Origin of the sequence: Paenibacillus jiangxiensis (assembly GCF_046098255.1) — a bacterium.
Lineage (GTDB): Bacteria > Bacillota > Bacilli > Paenibacillales > Paenibacillaceae > Paenibacillus > Paenibacillus jiagnxiensis.
In genome coordinates this window covers 1-21,207 of the sequence record NZ_JBJURI010000057.1, presented here as the reverse complement: position 1 = coordinate 21,207, position 21,207 = coordinate 1, and the positions used below count along the sequence as shown (strand labels likewise).

General features: G+C 50.8%; 18 protein-coding genes, 1 riboswitch and 1 other annotated feature. Of the genes, 7 read left to right on the top strand and 11 right to left on the bottom strand.

The annotated features are described in order from the left end of the window. The coding region (locus ACI1P2_RS30815; RefSeq protein WP_355327507.1) for a hypothetical protein at window positions 1-185 on the top strand (185 nt) is incomplete at its 5' end. 220 nt (window positions 186-405) lie between these two features. On the opposite strand, the gene ACI1P2_RS30810 is transcribed toward ACI1P2_RS30815, so the two are convergent. Then, the gene (locus tag ACI1P2_RS30810) at window positions 406-1,776 is read right to left on the bottom strand and encodes an NCS2 family permease (RefSeq protein WP_355327504.1); all 1,371 of its coding nucleotides are present in this window, start codon (window positions 1,774-1,776) and stop codon (window positions 406-408) included. 161 nt (window positions 1,777-1,937) lie between these two features. After that, a riboswitch (purine riboswitch) is annotated at window positions 1,938-2,037 on the bottom strand. Between the two features lie 253 nt (window positions 2,038-2,290). On the opposite strand from ACI1P2_RS30810, the gene ACI1P2_RS30805 reads away from it, so the two are divergent. Further along, entirely contained in the window at window positions 2,291-3,574 is a 1,284-nt protein-coding gene (locus ACI1P2_RS30805) for a vWA domain-containing protein (RefSeq protein ID WP_355327501.1), read from the top strand. A gap of 227 nt (window positions 3,575-3,801) precedes the next feature. Here the strand turns inward: ACI1P2_RS30805 and ACI1P2_RS30800 are convergent, their stop codons facing one another. The 4 genes from ACI1P2_RS30800 to ACI1P2_RS30785 form a co-directional block, all read right to left on the bottom strand. Then, entirely contained in the window at window positions 3,802-4,647 is an 846-nt protein-coding gene (locus tag ACI1P2_RS30800; protein WP_355327498.1) for a hypothetical protein, read from the bottom strand. Next, window positions 4,640-5,218, bottom strand: a complete 579-nt coding sequence (locus ACI1P2_RS30795) for a sigma-70 family RNA polymerase sigma factor (RefSeq protein WP_355327496.1) — start codon at window positions 5,216-5,218, stop codon at window positions 4,640-4,642. Before ACI1P2_RS30795 ends, ACI1P2_RS30800 begins: the two co-directional genes overlap by 8 nt. 475 nt (window positions 5,219-5,693) lie before the next feature. Further along, entirely contained in the window at window positions 5,694-7,232 is a 1,539-nt protein-coding gene (gene guaA, locus ACI1P2_RS30790; protein WP_355327493.1) for a glutamine-hydrolyzing GMP synthase, read from the bottom strand. Between the two features lie 76 nt (window positions 7,233-7,308). Further along, window positions 7,309-8,514 (bottom strand): polysaccharide deacetylase, encoded by a 1,206-nt coding sequence (locus ACI1P2_RS30785; RefSeq protein ID WP_355327489.1) that lies wholly within the window; start codon window positions 8,512-8,514, stop codon window positions 7,309-7,311. Between the two features lie 205 nt (window positions 8,515-8,719). Here ACI1P2_RS30785 and ACI1P2_RS30780 point away from each other — a divergent pair, with 205 nt between their 5' ends. After that, window positions 8,720-9,367: a DedA family protein gene (locus ACI1P2_RS30780; protein ID WP_355327486.1), complete on the top strand. Its 648-nt coding sequence runs from the start codon at window positions 8,720-8,722 to the stop codon at window positions 9,365-9,367. Window positions 9,368-9,429: 62 nt separating this feature from the next. Here ACI1P2_RS30780 and ACI1P2_RS30775 read toward each other — a convergent pair whose 3' ends face one another. From ACI1P2_RS30775 to ACI1P2_RS30755, 5 genes are all read right to left on the bottom strand, one after another. Beyond that, on the bottom strand, window positions 9,430-10,725 hold the full coding sequence (locus ACI1P2_RS30775) for an MFS transporter (protein ID WP_355327483.1): 1,296 nt from the start codon (window positions 10,723-10,725) through the stop codon (window positions 9,430-9,432). A gap of 206 nt (window positions 10,726-10,931) precedes the next feature. Then, window positions 10,932-11,405, bottom strand: a complete 474-nt coding sequence (bcp, locus tag ACI1P2_RS30770; RefSeq protein ID WP_355327481.1) for a thioredoxin-dependent thiol peroxidase — start codon at window positions 11,403-11,405, stop codon at window positions 10,932-10,934. A 42-nt stretch (window positions 11,406-11,447) separates the two neighbouring features. Next, window positions 11,448-12,236: an ABC transporter permease gene (locus ACI1P2_RS30765; RefSeq protein ID WP_355327478.1), complete on the bottom strand. Its 789-nt coding sequence runs from the start codon at window positions 12,234-12,236 to the stop codon at window positions 11,448-11,450. A 4-nt stretch (window positions 12,237-12,240) separates the two neighbouring features. After that, the gene (locus tag ACI1P2_RS30760) at window positions 12,241-13,035 is read right to left on the bottom strand and encodes an ABC transporter permease (RefSeq protein WP_355327475.1); all 795 of its coding nucleotides are present in this window, start codon (window positions 13,033-13,035) and stop codon (window positions 12,241-12,243) included. Then, entirely contained in the window at window positions 13,028-14,074 is a 1,047-nt protein-coding gene (locus tag ACI1P2_RS30755) for an ABC transporter ATP-binding protein (protein ID WP_355327472.1), read from the bottom strand. Before ACI1P2_RS30755 ends, ACI1P2_RS30760 begins: the two co-directional genes overlap by 8 nt. Before the next feature lie 83 nt (window positions 14,075-14,157). Between ACI1P2_RS30755 and ACI1P2_RS30750 the strand changes: the two genes are divergently transcribed. From ACI1P2_RS30750 to ACI1P2_RS30740, 3 genes are all read left to right on the top strand, one after another. Then, window positions 14,158-15,240 (top strand): LCP family protein, encoded by a 1,083-nt coding sequence (locus tag ACI1P2_RS30750; RefSeq protein WP_355327469.1) that lies wholly within the window; start codon window positions 14,158-14,160, stop codon window positions 15,238-15,240. A gap of 195 nt (window positions 15,241-15,435) precedes the next feature. Further along, complete coding sequence (locus tag ACI1P2_RS30745; RefSeq protein WP_355327466.1) at window positions 15,436-16,752, top strand: glutamate-1-semialdehyde 2,1-aminomutase; 1,317 nt, start codon at window positions 15,436-15,438, stop codon at window positions 16,750-16,752. A gap of 142 nt (window positions 16,753-16,894) precedes the next feature. After that, window positions 16,895-18,145 carry an MFS transporter gene (locus ACI1P2_RS30740; protein ID WP_355327463.1) on the top strand — a complete coding sequence of 417 codons (1,251 nt, stop codon included), beginning with the start codon at window positions 16,895-16,897 and terminating at the stop codon, window positions 18,143-18,145. 10 nt (window positions 18,146-18,155) lie between these two features. Here the strand turns inward: ACI1P2_RS30740 and ACI1P2_RS30735 are convergent, their stop codons facing one another. After that, on the bottom strand, window positions 18,156-19,562 hold the full coding sequence (locus ACI1P2_RS30735) for an aminotransferase-like domain-containing protein (protein WP_355327460.1): 1,407 nt from the start codon (window positions 19,560-19,562) through the stop codon (window positions 18,156-18,158). A 132-nt stretch (window positions 19,563-19,694) separates the two neighbouring features. Between ACI1P2_RS30735 and ACI1P2_RS30730 the strand changes: the two genes are divergently transcribed. Further along, window positions 19,695-20,660 carry a DMT family transporter gene (locus tag ACI1P2_RS30730; protein ID WP_355327457.1) on the top strand — a complete coding sequence of 322 codons (966 nt, stop codon included), beginning with the start codon at window positions 19,695-19,697 and terminating at the stop codon, window positions 20,658-20,660. Between the two features lie 49 nt (window positions 20,661-20,709). Beyond that, window positions 20,710-20,978, top strand: a binding site (T-box leader). Window positions 20,979-21,207: the final 229 nt, after the last annotated feature.

Sequence of the window (21,207 nt, the reverse complement as noted above, 5' to 3'; positions counted from 1 at the left end):
ACGAACCAAATGGCTTCGCGATTCGGTTTTACGATGTAAAACCTACTCACTCGTTGTTCAGTTTTCAAAGATCAAACTTCGTCGCTGCTTTAGCTCACCGCATCAGCAACTTTTATATCTTATCATCTTCCGACCACTTTGGCAAGAACTTTTTTTCAAGAGATTTTGCCAAGCCAACTTACTGACTCGTTTTGGCCGGAATTAGAATATAACATGAATCAGATGAGCTGACAAGAGAAATTTCAAAAATGTTTTTTACCTAACTGCAACGTGCTTTGCTTAATTCTCTCCGTATAGTTAATACACTATTCAGAAATCGCTGAAATGCGCCTGAATATTTGGTCGAAACTAAAAAGCCTCCGGCGCAAGCGCGTCCGGAGACCATCTTAAGGTTGATTCAGCTTGTCATTCAGAACCCATGAACACAAAACGAATGATGACGATGACCGCAAGCACCCACATCAGCCAATGTATTTTCACATTGCGCTTGGCAAAAAGATTGCCGAACAGAGCCAGTATGACGTAAGACAAGATTCCGCCGGAGATTCCGTTCGCAATACTGCCTGTGAAAGGCATCAATACAATGGTCAGGAAAGACGGGAATGCCAGCATGAAGTCATCCCAATCGATCTTGCGTACCTGGCTAATCATCAATACACCAACAATAATGAGAGCCGGAGCAGTTGCGGCTGACGGCACAAGCAGGGCCAACGGAGAGATGAACAAGGCCAGCAGAAACAAAACGCCTGTGGTTACTGCAGTGAGACCGGTACGGCCGCCTGCCTCAACACCGGAAGAGCTTTCTACGTAAGCCGTAATCGTACTTGTCCCGAGTACAGCACCGGCGCTTACGCCTACCGCATCAACGAGCATCGCTTTGCCGATTTTCTTCTCGCCCTCTGCTTTATTCTCCATTATTCCGGCGCGTGTCGCGGTTCCCACAAGTGTGCCGAACGTATCAAACAGCTCCACAAATGTGAAAATGAAGACAATTTCAAACAAACCAAGGTGAAGCGCCCCTGCCAGGTCAAGCTGGCCTACTGCCAGGTTATTGAAGCTTGGGAACCAGCTCGCCCCGGAAAGAGAGCTCACATTGGTCACCCCCATCGGAATGCCGATAACGGTTGTAGCAACAATCCCGATCAACAGGGCACCTTTCACACGCAGCACCATCAGCACCGCGATAATCAGGAGGCCGATCAAAGCCAGCAGGGCGTCTTTTTGCACCATCAGATTGCCCAAAGTAAGGTTAAATCCGGAGCCAGGAACACTGTGCGTAATATCCGTTCCCGGATTAATATTCACCATAACGAGGTTACAAAGCTTCAAACCGATAATGGTGATAAACAATCCGATTCCGACAGTAATCGCCATTTTCAGACTTTCAGGCACAGCCACCAGCAGCATCTGCCGCACTTTCGTCACAGTAAGGATCAGGAACACGATACCTGAAATGAAAACAGCACCAAGAGCCGCTTGCCACGTAATTACTCCATTAGAACTCAGTACGACCGTCATGAAATAAGCGTTCAAGCCCATGCCAGGAGCCATGCCAATTGGAACATTGACAAATAGACCCATCAAAATCGTAATTAAGCCTGCGCCAACCGCTGTTGCAAAAAATACTGCCTCACCAGGCATTCCTGCACCGCTTGGTCCAAGAAAGATCGTGTTTACGACCAGAATGTAAGCCATGGTCATAAATGTCGTAATGCCCGCAATAATTTCCGTGCGGACGTTGGTACCGTTCTCCTTTAATTTAAAGAAGCGATCCATTGTTCAAAACTCCCCTTTGATTAAAAGTCGTGAACGACAAAAAGACCCGGAAAGAATGGATTCCCCCCAGGTCGTTTATGCACCGGCAAAGCGGCTCCCACTGTACTGTCGCCGCCCAAGGCAGCGAACAGCGTCGAGCCAGTAAGCAATCAGCATACCGGGTCAGTGGGGCCCTTCTTCGTAGCGAGATCATTACGGTGACCTTGTAGAGACTTCCGGGCCAATCCCCGGAATTATACGAAAGCATATCTTTATTATTGTCGTTCGATCAGGTTTGTATCATATTCGGTATCGTTATTGTAGGCCGTGATTGGGCATATGTCAACAATAAAAACGAATGTTATTTGCACTCCCCTGATTCATTGTTCGGAAAATTATCTGAAAGCGCATTTTTTCTGCAAAAACCACTATCCGCAAGCAGGAAAAGGTGCAAATCAATTGACTTATGGAAACATTTGCCTCAGAATTTGAATGGATATTATCAATCATTCGTTAGAGGAAGAGGCGAATCGCAATGTCAAATCCTATTGTCAGCCTGAATACAGGTCAGAACACCAGCCTTCATGAATCAGCTCAACTGCAAGTAACTATTCAATGTGCCTCAGCTCCGTCAGCACTCGATGTCAGCTGTTTTATGGTTAACGAGAGCGGCAAAGTGCCATCGGACGACTATTTTGTTTTCTATAACCAGACTGTCGATCCGCAGCAGAGTGTGATTTTACAGCAGATGGAAAAACTGAAGTGCACTTTTTTAATTGATACGCATAAGCTTCGGCAGGCTCCTGTATCAAAATGCGTTTTTACCGCTACCCTTGAAGGGGGAACCTTCGCGCAGGTGCAGAAATGCCAAGCCATTGTCCAAGCAGGCTCCCAGCAGGTTACATATGAGATTACTCAGGCTACGCAAGAAACGGCCCTTATTTTCATTGAAATCTACAAGCACCGCGACGATCTCAAAGTACGGGCCATTGGGCGCGGATTTTTCGGAGGCTTGAAGCCGCTCGCCGAGTCGTTTGGTGTCGAGGTAGAGGATAGTGCTGCTGCTGAAGTGGCCGCGGCAGTAGCAGCACCGGCGCCCCCTGCCCCTACTCCTGTTCCGAGTCCAAACCCTGAACCCGCACCAATGAATCTGAGCAAAATCGATCTGCTCAAACGAAAAGTGACGATCACTCTTGAGAAAAAGAAGCTCGATCCGATCAAGGCACGTGTGGCTGTTGTTTTTGATGCGTCAGGCTCCATGTATCATCTGTACCGCAATGGCACTGTTCAGGAAGCCTTTGAACGTATACTGGCGATTGCTGCGACATTTGATGATAACGGCGAGCTGGATGTATGGTTTTTCGCCGAAGATTATTTGCGTGCACCAAGCGTTACAGCCAGAGACTTTGAAAATTACATTACCCGTACATACACTTTGGGCAGTAAAGGTGGCACGAACAATGAACCTCCGGTGATGGAGGATGTTATTCGCAAGTACACTGTGGAAGAGCCTAATGTGAGCATGCCAACGTACATTATCTTTTTCAGCGACGGCGGGGTTAGTCAGAAAAGGAAAATTTCACGGCTTATTACTGAAAGCTCCACCAAAAATCTGTTCTGGCAGTTTGTCGGTCTGGGGCAGGCCAATTACGGGGTGCTGCAAAAACTCGACGAAATGCCTGGGCGATTTATCGATAACGCTAATTTCTTTGCGTTGGACGATATTTCAAGCATTAGCGATGAGGAGCTATACGACCGCCTTCTCAGCGAATTTCCGGAATGGATCAAGGAAGCCCGCGCTAAAGGAATATTGGCCTAAATTGTATGAAACCGTGAAGCAGGATTTCCTTCTAAAAAAACAGGATTACTTCTAACAATAACAAGACGCTACCAACAAACCTGGTAGCGTCTATTCGTATCTCTTTATTTTTTTATTCCCACTCAGAACATCGAACAAGCGTCACAGAATTGCGGCTTATACTTGAGCTGGCGTTTCCGATGTTTAGTTACAACTGCCCTTGGCGAAGATTCACTTCGTTTTGCGCCTCAATCTTCGGCCTGGGCCGGGCCAGCGGCTCCGGATCTACTCTTCTCCACATTCTTATTCACCACATCAGCATTTACTGGCTCAACTGGAGCGCCAACGCTAAAGCTGTCAATGATTTTCCCGAGTGTGGATTTGTCAAAGTCTATTTGGGAATACATTTCAACTGTAAAACCCTTCTCTTCCCAAATCACAATTCCATTGGCAAAATAGACCGTAGTCCCGTTGATGACCTCTGTTTTCACATCTTCGGTAGTGCCGATCCCGTTCTCCCCACCCTTGGAAATCAGAAAGTTGACAGCTTTATCCCCTGAATTGTATTGTACTTCGACCATGCTGGTGCCCTGGAGAACACTGTTCTCAAACTTATAGTCTGCCACCCAACCAGGGGCCGGGAAGTTCATTCCAAGCGCGGAACGGGCTTCATCTATCGTCAGCTTGGTCGGAGCCGGCATTTCAGTGTCGCCGGATCTCACACTTTCGGCATCTTTAGATGAAGTGGAAGACGGAGAAGCAGGAGGAATTTCCTTATCGTATTGCGTGATTTCAAGATTCCCCACCTTAAACTTTGCCAGGATGGATTGGAATATGTCCTGTGCATAGGTGGTTGTAGAAAATGCCCCACCCAAACAAATGACCACACTGCCAATCACCAATGCTGTTCTCCAACTGCTTTTTTTCATCGTTATCCCGTCCTTTTCTCCTGATTGAGGTTTCATAGCTCCATGGTCCAGCTTGTAGATCAAGCGGTTATAAATCCTTGCTTTGGAGGTGTCGCTCCCCTGTTCTTCATTCTCAAGCAATTCTATGGTCTTGCTGAATTCTGTTAGATTATTTTTTTTATTCATTTTTGAATCCCCCCGCCTGTAAGGAAAGATGCAGTTTTTTTAGGCTTCTATACAGTACAACACCAATGTTGGACTCACTGACACCCATGATCTGTGCGATTTCGGAATTTTTCAGTCCAGCCCCATATTTCATGGCGATGATATTGCGCTCCTTCTCCCGCAGCTTGGCGAGAGCCTTGAACAGTGCCTGATTATTATCCTCGCGAATCGCCAGCTCCTCAGGTGACGGCTTGGGAAAAATCAATTCCAGCAAAGAATCCAATGAGGAGTAGTGCCTTTTCTTCTGAGCTCTGAAGTAGTCTGTTACGGCATTTCTTACAATGGCAAACAACCATACCTCAAAATTTGATTTTTCCTGTGAAAAGCTGGAATACTTGCATATAACGGTCTCAAACACCTGACTGCAAATATCCTCCGCCGCATGGTGGTTATTAATGCGATAATAAATATACTTGTACACACGTTTGAAATACGTATTATATATTTGTGTGAATTCCTCTTTTGACATGATCGCTTCATTCGGTCTTTCTGTATGCTTGTAACGATCCACTTTACCCTGGATAACCTCCATCCATACCCTCCTTCCACCGTCCCTTCACCGGGCAGTTCAACAAATTGCGCAATTTGTTATGAGGGAACTCACATATGTTAATACGTAAAATGAACAAAAGCATTAACAATCTTCCGAGAAAAATTTGCGATAGCAGGAATAAACTGAGTTGAGCGGCAGAAGGCCGATTTAAAGCAGAGTGGGGAGAAATCACACCAGGGGCGGTCAACTGATACCTGATGATGAGGCTTCGCGGGATATGCGAAAACAGATTCGGGGGCTGAAGAATGGGGAATGATATCCTGAAAAAATGATGCACGTTAATATGCCAAAAACCCGGATTCTTTTTCGAATCCGGGCTTTTAACATCCAGCTGGCTAATTTCAATATATATACCAGCAATGCTGGAAACCTATGCATCAGGTTTATGCCGAGCGCAATTCCTCACACGACTTAAGTCGCTTGTGTCCATGAGCGGTTATGAATGGAGTCTAATTTACTCCCACTCAATGGTTGCTGGCGGTTTGGAGGTGATATCGTAAACGACGCGGTTCACGTTATCCACTTCGTTTACAATGCGCACTGAAATTTTCTCCAGCACGTCCCAAGGGATGCGCGCCCAGTCGGCGGTCATGCCGTCGATGGAGGTTACGGCACGAATGCCTACAGTATAAGAATACGTACGGGCATCGCCCATAACGCCGACGCTCTTCATGTTCGGCAGCGCCGTGAAATACTGCCAAATTTCGCGATCAAGTCCTGCTTTGGCAATCTCCTCGCGCAGGATGTAATCCGAATCCCGAACGATGGTGAGCTTCTCCTCAGTTACTTCGCCAAGCACGCGAATCGCGAGACCCGGGCCAGGGAAAGGCTGGCGCCATACGATTTCCGCCGGAAGACCACATTCCTCACCAACCTTGCGGACTTCGTCCTTAAACAAGGCGTTCAGCGGTTCAATTAGCTTGAACTTCATGTCCTCAGGCAGACCGCCCACATTATGGTGGGACTTGATCGTCTGAGCTGTAGCGGTGCCGCTCTCGACAATATCCGTATACAGCGTTCCCTGAGCAAGGAAATCAAAGTCGTCAAATTTCGCGGACTCTTCCTCAAAAACATAAATGAACTCGTTACCGATAATTTTCCGCTTTTGCTCCGGATCGTCCACACCTTCCAACTTCGACAAAAAGCGCTCACGCGCGTCAATTTTGACAACCTTCATGTCGAATTTGCCGACAAATGTATCCATAACGCTCTCCGCTTCGCCTTTGCGGAGCAGGCCATGGTCAATGAACATACATGTCAATTGATCCCCGATGGCTTTATGGATCAGCATGGCCACTACCGAGGAATCCACGCCGCCGCTCAAAGCGCACAGCACCTTTTTATCCCCAACGCGCTCGCGGATTTCCTGGATCTGATTTTCAATAAACGATTCCATCGTCCATTGGCCATCACAGCCGCACACTTCATACAGGAAATTGCTGATCATCTCATTGCCGTTCACAGAGTGGCGCACTTCCGGATGGAACTGCACCGCATACAGCTTCCGTTCCTCATTGCTCATCGCGGCAATTGGCGCGCTTTCCGTACCTGCGTCCAGCTTGAAGCCTGCAGGCATTTCCGTAACATGGTCGCCATGGCTCATCCATACGGTTTGCAAGGAATCGAGCTTTTTCGCCAATGCGGCATCCTTATTGAACTGCACGTCCGCCTTGCCGTATTCACGCTTGTCTGCCCGCTCCACTTTGCCGTCAAGCTGCTGAGCCATCAGCTGCATACCGTAACAGATCCCGAAAATCGGAATATTCAGATCATAAATGGCCTTGTCCACATGTGGGGCATTTTCCGCATATACGCTGGAAGGTCCGCCGGAGAAAACGATTCCTTTCGGCGCAAGCTCACGAAGCTTGTCCACCGGAGTATTGTAAGGGAGCAGCTCGCTGTAAACACCGAGATCCCGAATTCTTCTTGCAATCAGCTGGTTGTATTGTCCCCCGAAATCGAGAACAACAACTATTTCATTAGGCTTATTCATTACCGTGCCTCCCTCAATTGTTGGATTCATTATACGCAACGACAATTCGGGACGTCAAGGAAGGCACAATCGCTTCTTACGCCGCTGTCACTCTGTATTCCGCGTGAGTAAAGTGCAGTTGATTGACCGGGCGTCCCGCCCACTTCAACAGGTCACGGAGCGGAATCTGAACAGCCCCGGCGCGCAGGATCACATGGATGGTTCCCGATACGCACTGGTTTGCATCCCTACAGCTCGTCACTTTACCTGTATCAGCATAGATCTGCATCGTTCTGCTGTTCCATGCGGCTGTGGCTGTTTTGGAGATGGAATCCCAGGTCACTGTCCCTCCCAGACGCTCAATTGCCGCCCGCAGCGATACGACGATTTTTCCCCCGTCCAGCTCATATTCCCCGTAAGAAAGTGTGGCTTCTTTATTGCCTACCTCAAGAACGAGAGGCTTCCTTTCGGGAAAGAGCACTGTTTTATTCGCCAGAACATGCTCGGCGATCCATTTTGCATCCGGTGCTGGTCTTAAGCCAGCCATTTTTTTCACTGGAGATTTCAAACTGGTCTGATCCGGTCGCAATACGTCGAAGGAATAGCCTGCGTCACGGTATTTTTTTATGATAACCGGAAGAGCCTTAACAGTTTCCGCCCGCGCTCCGCCATCGTGCATGAGCACAACCTTGTCTCCCGTATGGCCGATCCCCCGCACCGCTCCCGCCTCAATTTGAGCCGCTGGCACGCCCAAGCGCTTCGAATCGCCGCTGTCCACATTCCAGTCCACCACGTTATATCCTGCCTCCTGTAGGAGGTCGAAATACACTTTGTCAAAATGTCCATAGGTCCCGCCGGGAGCCCTTAGCAGCTGCGGACGAAATCCCGCAATCTCATATATGATATCTTCCGTCTGCTTGATCTGAGTCCAGAAGTTTTTGAAATTCCCATACAGCTCCTTATAGTTATGATTGTATGTATGATTTCCGAGGACATGGCCTTCTGCTACAATACGGCGGATCATCTCAGGAGAACGCTCCGCCTCCTTTCCCAGCACAAAAAAGGTTGCCGGCACCTGGTAACGCTTGAGAATATCCAGCACTTGCCCCGTGTATTTGCCTGGCCCGTCGTCAAATGTTAAATACACCGTCGGCGCGGCCTTTTTCAATTGAACAGGCTGATGAGCATTGGCCGCTGCCAACATTACATTTTCCCCGTCATCAAACCGTGCCAAAGCCGTGAACGGAAGCACAGCCGTCAGCAGAATAAGTGCAAGCATACATACAGTCAGTTTCATTTTCATCTCCATATTCTCCTCCTACATTTCATAACCCAGCATATTTTTGATAAAATCAAGGAAATCCGCCGTTCACGAACGGAACCTGCGATTCAGGCCGACCTCGGAACAGCTTGTCTGAAAATGTAGTAGAGTATATGAAGCAGAAAATAGAAGTAGACTAGAGTTGACATCAAATTATTTTTTGCAGATAAAGGCGGGAGTGAAAGTTATGGATGTGCTTGATTGGATCGGGCATTTATTTGAAAATTACGGGTACGGCGTTCTGTTCATCGGGCTGCTGCTGGAATTTATCGCCCTCCCTTTTCCCGGTGAAACAACGATGGCATACTCCGGATATCTCTCTTATACGGGTGCCCTAAACTTTTATCTATTAATCGTTCTAGCATTTTTTGGCACAACCATTGGAATGACTATTACCTATTGGATTGGCCGCAAGGCCGGGCTGCCTTTCATTCTCCGGTTTGGCAAATGGGTGTTTCTAAAACCGGACAAGCTTGAGAAAACCCAGGTCTGGTTTCAAAAATACGGGAATTGGCTCATCTTTATCGGATACTTTATCCCTGGAGTGCGGCATTTCACAGGATATTTCGCAGGCATAATAGCACTGCCCTTCCGCAAATTTGCAGCCTACGCTTACAGCGGCGCATTGGTCTGGGTCATTCTGTTTGTCAGCATCGGCAAAATGTTCGGCCCGCAGTGGGATGCCGTTTTCCATTTGGCCGAAATGTACGCCGTGCGGATTATCGCAATTGCGGGGGCAGCGGTCGTGCTCATTGTTCTGTTCAGACACAGAAAACGCATATTCCGGCGCTTCGCGCCTGTTATCGTGAAAGGGAAGGAAGGGGGCAGCGACTGAGAGAAATATTTAAGAAAAAGGAGGAGAAATGGTTGGACTGGCCAATACGATTCGGACCCGCGCTAGCTGGCGGGTCCATTTTCTTGGATTAGAAGGCTGTTATTCTTGCCCCTCCGCCGGAAGATGCCATACAGCAGCGCCACGACCAAAGCCGTTGCCGCGTACCCCGCTCCCCCTAACCAGCCGAGCATGCGCGAGTCCACGATCTCCAGCGCCATTCCCGCCGCGAACATGGAAATCCCCATCATGCTGCCGCTCCACGCGGTGGTGATGCCAAATACTCTGCCCTGCAGCCGTGGCGGAGTCTCACGCATAATAATCGTATCCACACAGATATTGCCTATCCCCCCAGCAAGCGAGATCATGACATAAACCGCAGCCGCAATCCACAGATGCTCCATCCCGCTGAGCAGCATGAGCAGTGATCCCTCCAGCAGCAGACCCAGAAGCCCGATCCAGATCAGAGACCGCCGGAGGTATCTGGCCAGCAGTGGTCCTGCCATGAGACCGAGGCCCAAAGCCCCGTAGAACAGGCCGACTCCCTTTTCCCCTGCTCCAAATTCCTCCACTGCATACACACTGATCAATACATTATCTATCCCGTTAAAAACGGGCACGAGCAGCTCCAGCAGCAATGCGGCCTGCAGCGCAGTCGTCCCGGCGAGAAGACTTCGCTGCAGTGGCAAGGACAAGCGTCGTTTACCCTTAACTTCCGCCTCCTGCGTGACTTTATTGGCAGTAGTAGCTTCATGCCCTGCATCGCTGTCCACGGAAGGAAAAGCAATGCTTCTGACGATCAGCCCGGCCAAGACAAAGGAGCCCGCATTAATCACAAAAGCCCAATCCGGGCCGAAGAAGGCCGCAATAACACCTCCAACCGCGGAGCCGACAACCAGCACCACGCCTGTCATCAGCTGTTCCAGACTGTTTACCGTAAGCAATTTTTGCGGGGCCGCCAATACCGGAATGGCCGACTTGCGCACAGGCGCGTACATTGCTTCCCCGCAGGCCAACAGAAAGGTACCTGTGTAAACAATCCATAAATGCTCGGGGCCGCTTACAAACAAAAAGCCCAATGCAATCAGGCCGCGCAGCACGTCGGTCCAGATCATCAATGTTTTGCGTGAAAAGCGGTCCGCCAGCCAGCCCCCAACAGGAGCCAGCAGCAGAAAAGGCAGCATCCGCAGGCCGAGCACCACGCCTACTCCCATCCCCGACCCTGTCAGCCGAATGATCATGGCCAACAGGGCCACCTGAAAGAAACGGTCTCCAATCCCGTTAATGACGCCGGCGGCAAACAGCTTGGCGTACTCTTTTTCTTCCCTCACAAAACCCAGGGGTTTCAATATAAAATTCATGTTCTTCGCAGCTCCTTAATCATTGCGCTTCTGCTTATACCAACAATAAATTAAACAATTATTAAATTAAATATATATCTAATTAGATGATTACATCATAACTTTCCCCTGTAAAGACGTCAATCCGTTTTTTAACGGCAAAAACAAAACACCCGTATTTACAGCGAACCGCCGCAAATACGGGTGTGAATCGAACCATACAAAATTTAGTTATTTTCCAGTTGACGTATATACTCAAGTGCCTCTTCAATATGGCCCTTGACCTTCACCTTACGCCATTCGCGCACCAGTATTCCGTTCTCATCAATCAGGAACGTGGAGCGCACGATGCCCATGAACTGTCTGCCATACATTTGTTTTTGCTGCCATACGCCATAGGCTTCGGCAGCCTTGTGGTCTTCATCCGCCAGCAGTTCAAAAGGCAGACCATACTTGGAAATGAACTTCTCATGCTGCTTGAGCGGATCCGCGCTGACGCCCAGAATGACGGTATTCAGCCCGCCAAATTCCCCATGATGATCACGGAAATCGCAGGCCTGCGAAGTACAGGCTGCCGTCAGGTCTTTGGGATAAAAATAAAGCAGCACCCGCTTGCCACGGTAATCGGACAGCCTCACGTTTTTGCCGCTGCTGCCCGGGAGCTCAAAATCGGGGGCCGCATGGCCGCTTTCTGTCGTCATTTAATATCACATCCCTTTTCTTGAAGAATTCGTAAGCTCAATTTATGAACCGGCTCCGCGATAACGTCTCACCCCGTAATTCCAGGCAGTCAAACCGATGGCCAGAAATATGGCTCCCATCACAGGAGTCAGAAGCGCCATCTGCTTCATTTCCTCCCTGCCGAGAAAGAGCGATGCCGGATATACCCCGACAAAAGCAAACGGCACGATCCACGTCAGCAGCACCTGAAGCGCACGGTTGTAAATCGTTACCGGGTAACGCCCATAACCCTGCACGTTGAACATCAACGGCAAGATTCCCGTAGGCGCGTCAGAGTAAAATGAAAGGGAAGTCAGGGTCGTATAAATGCCTGTATAAATCGCTACCGAGCTAATGGTAAGCACAATTAACGCCGGGATGAACCACCATTCCCATACCATGTCCAACTGTGCACCGCTGATGCCCATGATGACAAGGCCGATCACAGAGCCAACCAGCGCGGGCGGGTCCACATTTTCCAGAAAAATCTGAAACAGATTATGCGCCGGCCGGGTCATGATCCGGTCCATCTCACCTTTTACAATATAACGTTCACTGAAGCCCCACAAATTGATAAAACAGCTAAAAATACCGTATGGTACCATGAAATAGCCGTAAACAAAAATAACCTCACTGCGGCTCCAGCCGCCCAGACTATCCGTATGCATGAACAGCACAAGAATAAATATCAGATTGACCGCCTGGAACAGCAGATCGGACACGACCTCCACCCAGAAGTCGGCACGGTAGGTCATGCGTGTCTTCATATAATTTTTCAGATATTCGCCCACCAGGCCCAAATAATATCTCATCCGCTCAACCTCCCTGAATGAACAGGCGCCGCCGCGCCATCCGCCAGATCAGCACCATCGGCACGAGCAGAATGGCAAACCACAAGACCTGTATGCCAAGCACTTGCCAGATGCCCACCCCCTGAATACGACCGGTGAAGACCGAGCCCGGCAGATAGGTAATGGCCTGGAATGGCAGCCACTGCGAAACCGCGGCCAGCCAGCCCGGGAAAAAGCTGATCGGCAGAATGAGGCCGGAGAACAGATCGACCACGACCCGCTTCATGCGCATCATGCCTTCATTGTTTTCCACGAAAAAGGCGGCCAGCCCTGTAATCACATTGATCTGGGAATTGATGAGAAAGCTGAAAAACAGCATGACCAGAAAGCCAACCCATGCCGCAGGGTCGGACGGCAGCCGGATCGGGAACAGCAGCATCGCAATCGCCATGCCCGGAATCATGAAGAGCAGAAAGCGGAACATGCCCTCGCCGAGCCCCTGCATCATTTTAACCAGCACATAGTTATAAGGCCTGATGATCTGTATGGCGATATTTCCGTCCCGGATGTCTGTCGAGATTTCCCTGTCCAGGTTGTTGAAATAAAAGGCCCGCGCCATCCAGGATACGGCCACATAGGTCGTCATCTGCATGCTCGTAAATCCACCGATGCTGTCCCCGTCCCCGTATATCGCCATATAGGTGAAGTAGTAAACGCCGATATTCAGCGTATAGATTAAAATGCCGGAGTAATAATTCACCCGGTAAGCCAGCATCGTCAGAAAGCGGATGCGGATAAAATCACCATAAGCGCTAAGCATGGACACCAGCCCCCACGAGAACCTTTTCCCCGTCCTTGCGCTCGGCTGAGCCGGACTGATAAATGCTGCGGACGATATCATCGGTATTTGTTTCGATGATCTTGATGTCCGTAATGTCTGTGAGGCCCACCACGCTGGCCAGGACGTCGGATACGTTCAGCTCAAGCGGAATCCATACTTTGGCCTCAAGGTCATTCTCGGCGGACCATTGCAACGGCATGCCCGCTGTCCACTGCTCCAGCAGCGCTTTGGCCGTAGGCTTCCCAAACTGGAACTGGACCTCCCGCCCGGTGCCCCATCTGGCTTTCAGTTCATCCAGGCCTCCATCATAGATAATCCGTCCGTCATCCAGCATAATGACACGCGAGCATAACGCCTCGATGTCCTGCAGATCGTGAGTCGTCAGCAGAATCGTTGTGCCATGCTCACGGTTCATATCTTTCAGAAACTCCCGGATCTCGGATTTCACGACGATGTCGAGACCGATGGTCGGCTCATCCAGAAACACGATGGACGGGTTGTGCAGCAGCGCGGCCACCAGCTCACAGCGCATTCGCTGGCCGAGGCTCAGCTTGCGCACAGGACGGTTCAGCAGCTCTTGCAGCTGCAAGCGCTCCACCAGCTCGTCCAGCCGCCGTTTGAAATCAGCTTCCGGTACCTGATATACTTTGCGCAGCAGCTGAAATGACTCAATGACGCCGATATCCCACCAAAGCTGGCTGCGCTGGCCGAAGACCACCCCGATATTGCGGACGAATTTCTCGCGTTCTTCGTAGGGCACATAACCGCCCACCTTCAAGCGCCCGGATGTCGGGACCAATATTCCCGTCAACATCTTGATGGTTGTCGATTTTCCGGCCCCGTTCTCCCCGATGTAACCGCAAATTTCGCCCTGCGGAATCTGAAAGGAGATATCTTTTACAGCCGCAACTTCCCGGTACTCACGCTTAAACAAATCAAGAAAGGCACCCTTCAGGCCTTCACGATTTTTCTGAACCTGAAACGTTTTGCGCAAATCTTCTACATCTATCGCTAGCATAATTTACCTCGCTGTAAAATTGATTGTCGTCCAAAAAGAAATTATAATGTAATGAATTGAAAAGCGAAAGGGAGAAGCTCATTATGACCAGGAAGACCAAAAGGACGATCTGGACCTTTGTAGCCGTAGTTTTGGCGTCGGTTATCGGCTTTTCGGCCTATTATTTTACTTCCATTTATAACCAACTGGATCAGATGCAAAAGACAGGGGAAGCTTCCCCATTCCACAATATTGAGAAAGTAGACAAGACGATAACTCCCGACCCGCCCAAATGGGAAGGCACTGAGCCGGTGAACATTTTGCTGATGGGTGTCGATGCGCGCGGAACAACTAAAGGTGAAGTTCCACGTTCCGACAGTATGATGGTGGTTTCACTGGACCCGGAGCAGAAGAAAATCCGCCTCTTCTCCCTTCTCCGTGATACCTATACGGAGATTCCCGGTTATGGAACCAACCGTATCAATACGGCCATAACCCATGGCCCGAATACGGCGATGCAGGCGGCCAGCGACCTGCTGGGCATACCGGTGCAGTATTATGTGTATACCGATTTCCAGGGCTTCATCAAGCTGGTGGACGCCATCGGCGGTGTGGATTTCGAGGTTGAAAAGGATATGCACTATACGAGCAAGGCGGACAATCACGAATACGATATTGATCTGAAAAAAGGCATGCAGCATCTGGATGGAGCAACGGCGCTGCAATATGTCCGTTTCCGGCATGACGCCCTGTCCGACTTTTCGCGTACCAGCCGGCAGCGCGCATTCCTGGAAGCTGTGGCCGACAAAATGCAGACAACAACAACGCTGGCCAAGCTGCCGAGTATTCTGGAGCAAGTGAATCCGTATATTGACACCAACCTTGATGTTACCGATATGCTGAAGCTCGCCGGCGTCGGATACCAGAGCAGCTTTGCGGGCAGCGAACAGGTGCCTCCAATGAACATGCTCAATGAAGAGAAAATCGGCGGCGCCGCCGTACTGACAGTCAAGAATTCCGATAAATTGAAAGAGTATGTGCAGGAACTCATGAACACCTTACCTTCATCAGAAGAAGCGGAAAATGGGCAGGGCGGCAAGTCAGGCAGCTCCTCCACAGCAGACACAGACACGAATCCCTCCTCTTCGGAGAGCAGCAGCAGCGGTTCAAGCGGAAGAGAGCTTTAATTAAGACGCAGGGCAGCCCACGGGCTGCCTTTTTTTGCTTGTCATTTGAGAAAATTCTGCAGGACGGCGAAGACCGGGTAACCGGCTATAGGATATGTCACGCTTTGTTGAAGACAAGTCTGGTATAATGAACAAACATGTAAAATGCAGTTTAAATGACACACCAATTAAGATTAAGAAAGGATTTTACATATGATGAACCGGAAAACATCTGAAGCCTTGTACCAGGAGGCTCTTGAACATATTGTTGGAGGCGTGAACAGCCCCTCCCGCTCTTTCAAGGCGGTAGGCGGCGGGGCTCCCGTATTCATGGAGAAAGCGCAAGGCGCCCACTTCTGGGATGCGGACGGCAACAAGTATATCGACTATCTGGCTGCCTACGGGCCCATCATTACCGGCCACGCCCATCCTCATATTACCCGGGCCATTGCCGAAGCCGCAGCCAATGGAGTGCTGTACGGGACACCGACCGCGCTGGAAATCAAGCTGGCCCGCATGCTGAAGGAAGCCATTCCTTCCATGGACAAGGTCCGCTTCGTCAACTCCGGCACCGAGGCGGTCATGACAACGATCCGTGTGGCGCGTGCCTATACGAAACGCAATAAAATTATTAAATTTGCCGGCTGTTATCACGGCCATTCCGATCTCGTGCTCGTAGCCGCAGGCTCGGGACCTTCCACACTGGGCATTCCGGACAGCGCCGGCATTCCCGTCAGCATCGCCAGTGAGGTGATTACCGTTCCGTTCAATGATCTGGACGGCCTTCGCCAAGCGCTGGAGCATTGGGGCGAGGACGTGGCGGCGGTCATGGTTGAGCCGATTGTGGGCAATTTCGGCATGGTGATGCCAAAGCCCGGCTTCCTGGAAGGGCTGTGCAGCATGGCCCGCGCCAATGGCTCACTTATCATTTACGATGAAGTTATCACCGCCTTCCGCTTCCATTACGGCTCCACCCAAACCTACGCGGGTCTGGACAATCTGGACGCCATTCAGCCGGATTTGACGGCCTTGGGCAAAATCATCGGCGGCGGACTGCCCATTGGCGCCTACGGCGGCAGCAAGCAGGTGATGGAGCAGGTCGCACCGCTCGGCCCGGCCTATCAGGCAGGCACGATGGCAGGCAATCCTGCTTCGATCTCAGCAGGCATCGCCTGTCTGGAGGTTCTGCAGAGCGAAGGAGTGTACGAGGAAATGGAGCGGCTGGCCGTGAAGCTCACGGACGGACTGCAGGCCTCTGCGGAACGCCATGGTGTGTCCCTGACCATTAACCGGATCCGCGGAGCGTTCTCGACCCACTTCTGCGGTCACCCGGTGACGAACTATGAGGAGGCACAGGATACGGACAGCGAGGCGTTCGCCGCCTTCTTCCGCCATATGCTGGACCGCGGCATCAATCTGGCTCCTTCCAAGTATGAAGCATGGTTCCTGACGACAGCCCATACGGACGCCGACATAGACGCCACACTGGAAGCGGCCGACGAGTCGCTCCGCCTTGTGGCGCAAGGGAAGTAAGCAGAATTTTTGGGGACTATCCATCATCTATCACGCAAGACGGTTCTCGAAAGAGAATCGTCTTTTTTGCCTTTCCCTTTCAGCAAACAAGGTGCTACTATAGGAAATATTGGGTGATATTAGGTGAAAAGGATGGGGAATAATGCGGGGCATTAATGTTTGGTCAAGCTGGAGATATCCGTCACTGCTGTTGACGGCCATAGGAATTTCCAACATAGGAGACTGGATCTATTTTATCGCGCTGAATCTAATGGTTTTTGAGAGCACAGGCTCCCCTCTCGCCGTCTCCGCCCTGTACATCATCCGCCCCGCCGCTGTTCTGTTCACCAACTTCTGGGCAGGCAGCCTGATTGATCGTATGAGTAAACGGAACCTGATGGCCATCCTGGACTTTATCCGCACCGCACTGACCGCGCTAATTCCCTTTCTGGATTCCATTTGGCTGATCTATACGATCGTACTGCTAATCAGCATGGGCAGTGCCATGTTCCGTCCAGCCTCTATCACCTACGTGACAATATCAGTTCCGGCAGGGCAGCGCAAGCGCTTCAATGCCATACACAGTCTGATCAGCTCAGGGGCATTTTTGCTGGGCCCCGCCGTGGCCGGTATTCTACTGCAATCCGGGTCCTCCACTCTTGCTGTATATATCAATTCTTTATCTCTTCTGCTGTCAGGCCTGCTAACCCTATGTCTGCCGGAAGTGGAACGGAGACAGCCTGAAGTTGCTCCAACGAACCGCTTGGCATGGGCTGCTATCAAAGAAGACTGGGTACTTGTACTGGGCTTCTTCCGCCAAGCACGTTATATCATGACAATCTGTCTACTATTTACCTTTGTCATGATGTTCACCGCCGCACTGGATTCACTGGAGGTCGCTTTTGCCAAACAGGTTCTGTTCCTGACGGACAGCCAGTACGGTTATCTTGTCAGCATTGCGGGGGCGGGAATTGCTGCGGGTGCCGCCGTAAATGTGCTGCTTGCGCAAAAATGGGCCTTATCCTGGCTTATGGGCGGGGGTTGCCTGCTCGTAGCCGCGGGCTATGTGGTGTTCAGCTTATCCGGCACTTTTGCCGTAGCGGGTATCGGATTTTTCATCCTTGCCTTTTTTCTCGCTTTTGCCAACACCGGGTATACAACGTTTTATCAAAACAATATTCCTGCCGACAAAATGGGACGCATCAGCAGCGTTTACGGCATAGTCGAAGCCCTCCTCCAAATACTTGCCGTGCTTGTGTCCGGATGGGCAGCGCAGCTGCTGTCCGTGCAAGCCGTCGTCATTACCGGAGCCTTCGCCATGCTTGCGGCGGCAGGCCTGCTCTGTCTCGCCAGCATGATCCCCTCGGGGCGGCAAAGCTTTGCGCCTACCGCCTCGGAAACAAATAACGCTTGATTGCGCACAGTTACCCTTTTTTCCTGTTCAGCCGTTTCAGCTCTTCGTAGATGGCCAGCATTCCTCTTTCCACCTGCGACTCATGCACATTCGAGATATTCAGCCGCAGCAGCGGAATGATAGATGCTCCATCCACAAAATTGCGATCCGCCGTTTCGGCAATCACTCCTCTCTTCAGCAGTCCGGACAACAGAGCTTTGCGTGAAAGGTTCGCGGGCAGCGGCAGTACGGTATGCTCCCCGCCGTTACGTGGTGCCTCGGCAAATGGCTGAACTGACGAAAGCCGGTCCAGCATTCCGTTCAACACCTCCATCCTCGCGCTGTATTTGTCACGGATGCCCCGCCGGTGGCGGTCAAACATGCCGCTGCGGATGTAAATCTCAAGCGCCGCCTGAGACAATGCGGAGCTGTCGATATCCAGCAGGCTCTTGTAATGGCCGAAGCTGCCGGCCAGCTCCGGCGGGAGCACCGCGGCCCCCAGGCGCAGACCGGGAAAAATAATTTTGGAGAAGCTCTTCAAATAGACGACCCTGCCGCCGCGGTCATAAGCATACAGCGGGTCCCTTTTGCCGTCCGTATCCAAGTCCGCCAAATAGTCGTCCTCTACAATATAGCTGTCATAATGCTGCATCATCTCTGCAAGCTGCTTCTTCTCAGCTGCGGTAAGCGACACGCCGATGGGATTATGAAAACGCGGCATGAGGTAGACGAACTTGATCGTTTTCGTACTCAATAGCTGCTCCAGACTGTCCATATCCAGCCCGTCCATAAGGCGGGTGATCCCGTAACACGGGACCTGCAGCCCCTGAAGCAAGGGAACCATATTGTGATATCCGGGATTCTCGACGATGACTCCCCTCCCCTGGTTTGGAAAAGGCATAGCTGCCAGAATAGCCAACGCTTGCTGAACTCCTGAGGTGATGAAGATTTGCTCTCTGCGGGTAAACACCTGGTGATCGGCAAGCCGCTCCTGCAGCAAAGCCCTCAGGGAAGGCAGCCCCTGCGGTGTGCCGTAAACGAATAAATCGCTGCGGTAGCTGTCGATCGCCTTATTGATGCAGTGCTGAAAATCCACATACGGAAATATTCGCGGATCAGGAGCGACGGACGCAAAATCCAGCGGGGCCGTCTCATCGTCAGGATTGAAACGTGAATCGGATGAGCCGACGACCGCATAATAACCGCTTTTCGGAAGGCTGTATACGAGATGCTGCTTCTCCAGCTCCTCGTAAGCCTTAATGACAGTGCTTTTGCTGCATTGGTATTTATCCGCCAGCTCGCGTACAGAAGGCAGTTTTATGCCTTCACTGCTGCGCTTTAAGCGGCGGTTCATAATTTCGGCTTTCAGATCAGCGGCAATGGCGGCATATTTCAGCGTACCTTGCCCGCCCTTTTCTCCGGAAATTTCGCTTTTCACTGTTGATCCTCCCATCTGTACCGGTACAGTATCTATATTTTTGTATTGTAGCACCTTTCCTTATTCCTTTATATTGGTAAAGCTAACAATGCTTCGAAGCTTCAGCCAAGCTTCACAATTCAGGAGGTCATCATGAATAACGCTCGTTCCGGCTCCGGAGCCGCATATTTGGCGGCCCTGTTATTTGCATCCATCATTGGATTTTCATTTTTATTCGTTAAGCTGACCGTCAGCAGAGTAGATCCGCTCGATGTACTGGCCCACCGGTTTGCTTTGACATTTATCGTGCTTACGATACCGGCTTTGGCAGGCTGGATGCGGGTCAAGGTAAGCCGTAAAGACATTTGGCGTCTGCTTCCGCTCGGGCTGTTCTCCCCCGTGCTGTTTTTTACATTCCAGACTTTCGGATTGCTCAGCACTTCCTCATCCGAGGCGGGCATTATTCAGGCGATGACGCCTGTGTTCACGCTGCTGCTGGCATCTATCCTGCTGAAGGAAAAAACAACGGTTCTGCAGAAACTTTCCCTGCTGTTGTCGGTTGCCGGGGTGGTCTTCATCTTCGCCATGAAAGGCGGCACCCAGCTATCCACCGCCAATCTCGGGGGCATAGCTTTGATTATGCTGTCGGCATTATGTTTTTCCGCATATAGTGTACTGGCACGACCCTTGTCGCAAAAATACGCTCCTCTTGAAATTACGTATGTGACGGTTACGATGGGCTTTGTCGTCTTTAATATTCTCTCTTTGGGAAAACATCTCGCCGCAGGAACAATAGCAGCCTATACGGAGCCGCTGGCAAGCCCTGTATACCTGGGAGCTATCGCTTACCTTGGCATCGCTTCGACTCTCGTTTCTACACTGCTGTCCAGCTTTGCGCTTTCCCGCATTCAAGCGTCCAAAATGAGCGTATTCAGCAATTTTTCCACATTGGTGTCCATCATAGCTGGGGCCCTGCTCCTGAAGGAGGAGCTTTATTATTACCATATTGCAGGCGCGGCTGCTATTATTATCGGTGTTCTCGGTACCAGTCTCGGTGGCGCAAGGAAACCGTCCGGAAAAGAGGAAGGCCAAAGCAGCGCTTCGGTCACAGCAGACTGAAATTATGAGTGGATATCATCATCGGATCATTATATACTGGGGAAAATCATGTACAGCGTTGATGAAGAGAAGTAGGTGCGGGAAGGATCTGCAGAGAGCCGGCGGAAGGTGCAAGCCGGTGTTCCGCTTGCATTGAAATGGGCTTCGGAGCTCCAAGCTGAACAGCTGTTTCCGGCAGCGGTAGGCGAGGCGGGATCGTCCACCCGTTAACAAGGGACACGGTATCGGCGAATCCGGAAGGCTTCTCCCGTACCTGCGAGAGGGCTGCTCAGGCAGCCAAGCAAGGTGGCACCGCGAAGCGAAGGCTTCGTCCTTGAGTTCTGTTATTTTCACATGAAAATGACATGCTCAGGGACGAAGTCTTTTTTTACGTTACATGTACATTGGGAACAGAGGTTAATGATTGGAAAGGAGGTGGTGGCCATGGAGGAAGGCTGGTGGTGGTGGAAATTGATCACAACTATTCATTCAGAGCAGCGGTACGATGTCAAGACCCTGAATGAAAGGGATTTTCGCGTGCTGTCACTTTTTCAGGGGGTGGACCGAA

Bases quoted from the DNA above. Each gene is read 5' to 3' on its own strand.
- guaA (WP_355327493.1), bottom strand. From the start codon at position 7,232: ATGAATAAGCCTAATGAAATAGTTGTTGTTCTCGATTTCGGGGGACAA.
- ACI1P2_RS30780 (WP_355327486.1), top strand. From the start codon at position 8,720: ATGGATGTGCTTGATTGGATCGGGCATTTATTTGAAAATTACGGGTAC.
- ACI1P2_RS30775 (WP_355327483.1), bottom strand. From the start codon at position 10,725: ATGAATTTTATATTGAAACCCCTGGGTTTTGTGAGGGAAGAAAAAGAG.
- ACI1P2_RS30785 (WP_355327489.1), bottom strand. From the start codon at position 8,514: ATGAAAATGAAACTGACTGTATGTATGCTTGCACTTATTCTGCTGACG.
- ACI1P2_RS30810 (WP_355327504.1), bottom strand. From the start codon at position 1,776: ATGGATCGCTTCTTTAAATTAAAGGAGAACGGTACCAACGTCCGCACG.
- bcp (WP_355327481.1), bottom strand. From the start codon at position 11,405: ATGACGACAGAAAGCGGCCATGCGGCCCCCGATTTTGAGCTCCCGGGC.
- ACI1P2_RS30730 (WP_355327457.1), top strand. From the start codon at position 19,695: ATGAATAACGCTCGTTCCGGCTCCGGAGCCGCATATTTGGCGGCCCTG.
- ACI1P2_RS30805 (WP_355327501.1), top strand. From the start codon at position 2,291: ATGTCAAATCCTATTGTCAGCCTGAATACAGGTCAGAACACCAGCCTT.
- ACI1P2_RS30795 (WP_355327496.1), bottom strand. From the start codon at position 5,218: ATGGAGGTTATCCAGGGTAAAGTGGATCGTTACAAGCATACAGAAAGA.
- ACI1P2_RS30760 (WP_355327475.1), bottom strand. From the start codon at position 13,035: ATGCTTAGCGCTTATGGTGATTTTATCCGCATCCGCTTTCTGACGATG.
- ACI1P2_RS30800 (WP_355327498.1), bottom strand. From the start codon at position 4,647: ATGAATAAAAAAAATAATCTAACAGAATTCAGCAAGACCATAGAATTG.
- ACI1P2_RS30755 (WP_355327472.1), bottom strand. From the start codon at position 14,074: ATGCTAGCGATAGATGTAGAAGATTTGCGCAAAACGTTTCAGGTTCAG.
- ACI1P2_RS30765 (WP_355327478.1), bottom strand. From the start codon at position 12,236: ATGAGATATTATTTGGGCCTGGTGGGCGAATATCTGAAAAATTATATG.
- ACI1P2_RS30750 (WP_355327469.1), top strand. From the start codon at position 14,158: ATGACCAGGAAGACCAAAAGGACGATCTGGACCTTTGTAGCCGTAGTT.
- ACI1P2_RS30745 (WP_355327466.1), top strand. From the start codon at position 15,436: ATGAACCGGAAAACATCTGAAGCCTTGTACCAGGAGGCTCTTGAACAT.
- ACI1P2_RS30740 (WP_355327463.1), top strand. From the start codon at position 16,895: ATGCGGGGCATTAATGTTTGGTCAAGCTGGAGATATCCGTCACTGCTG.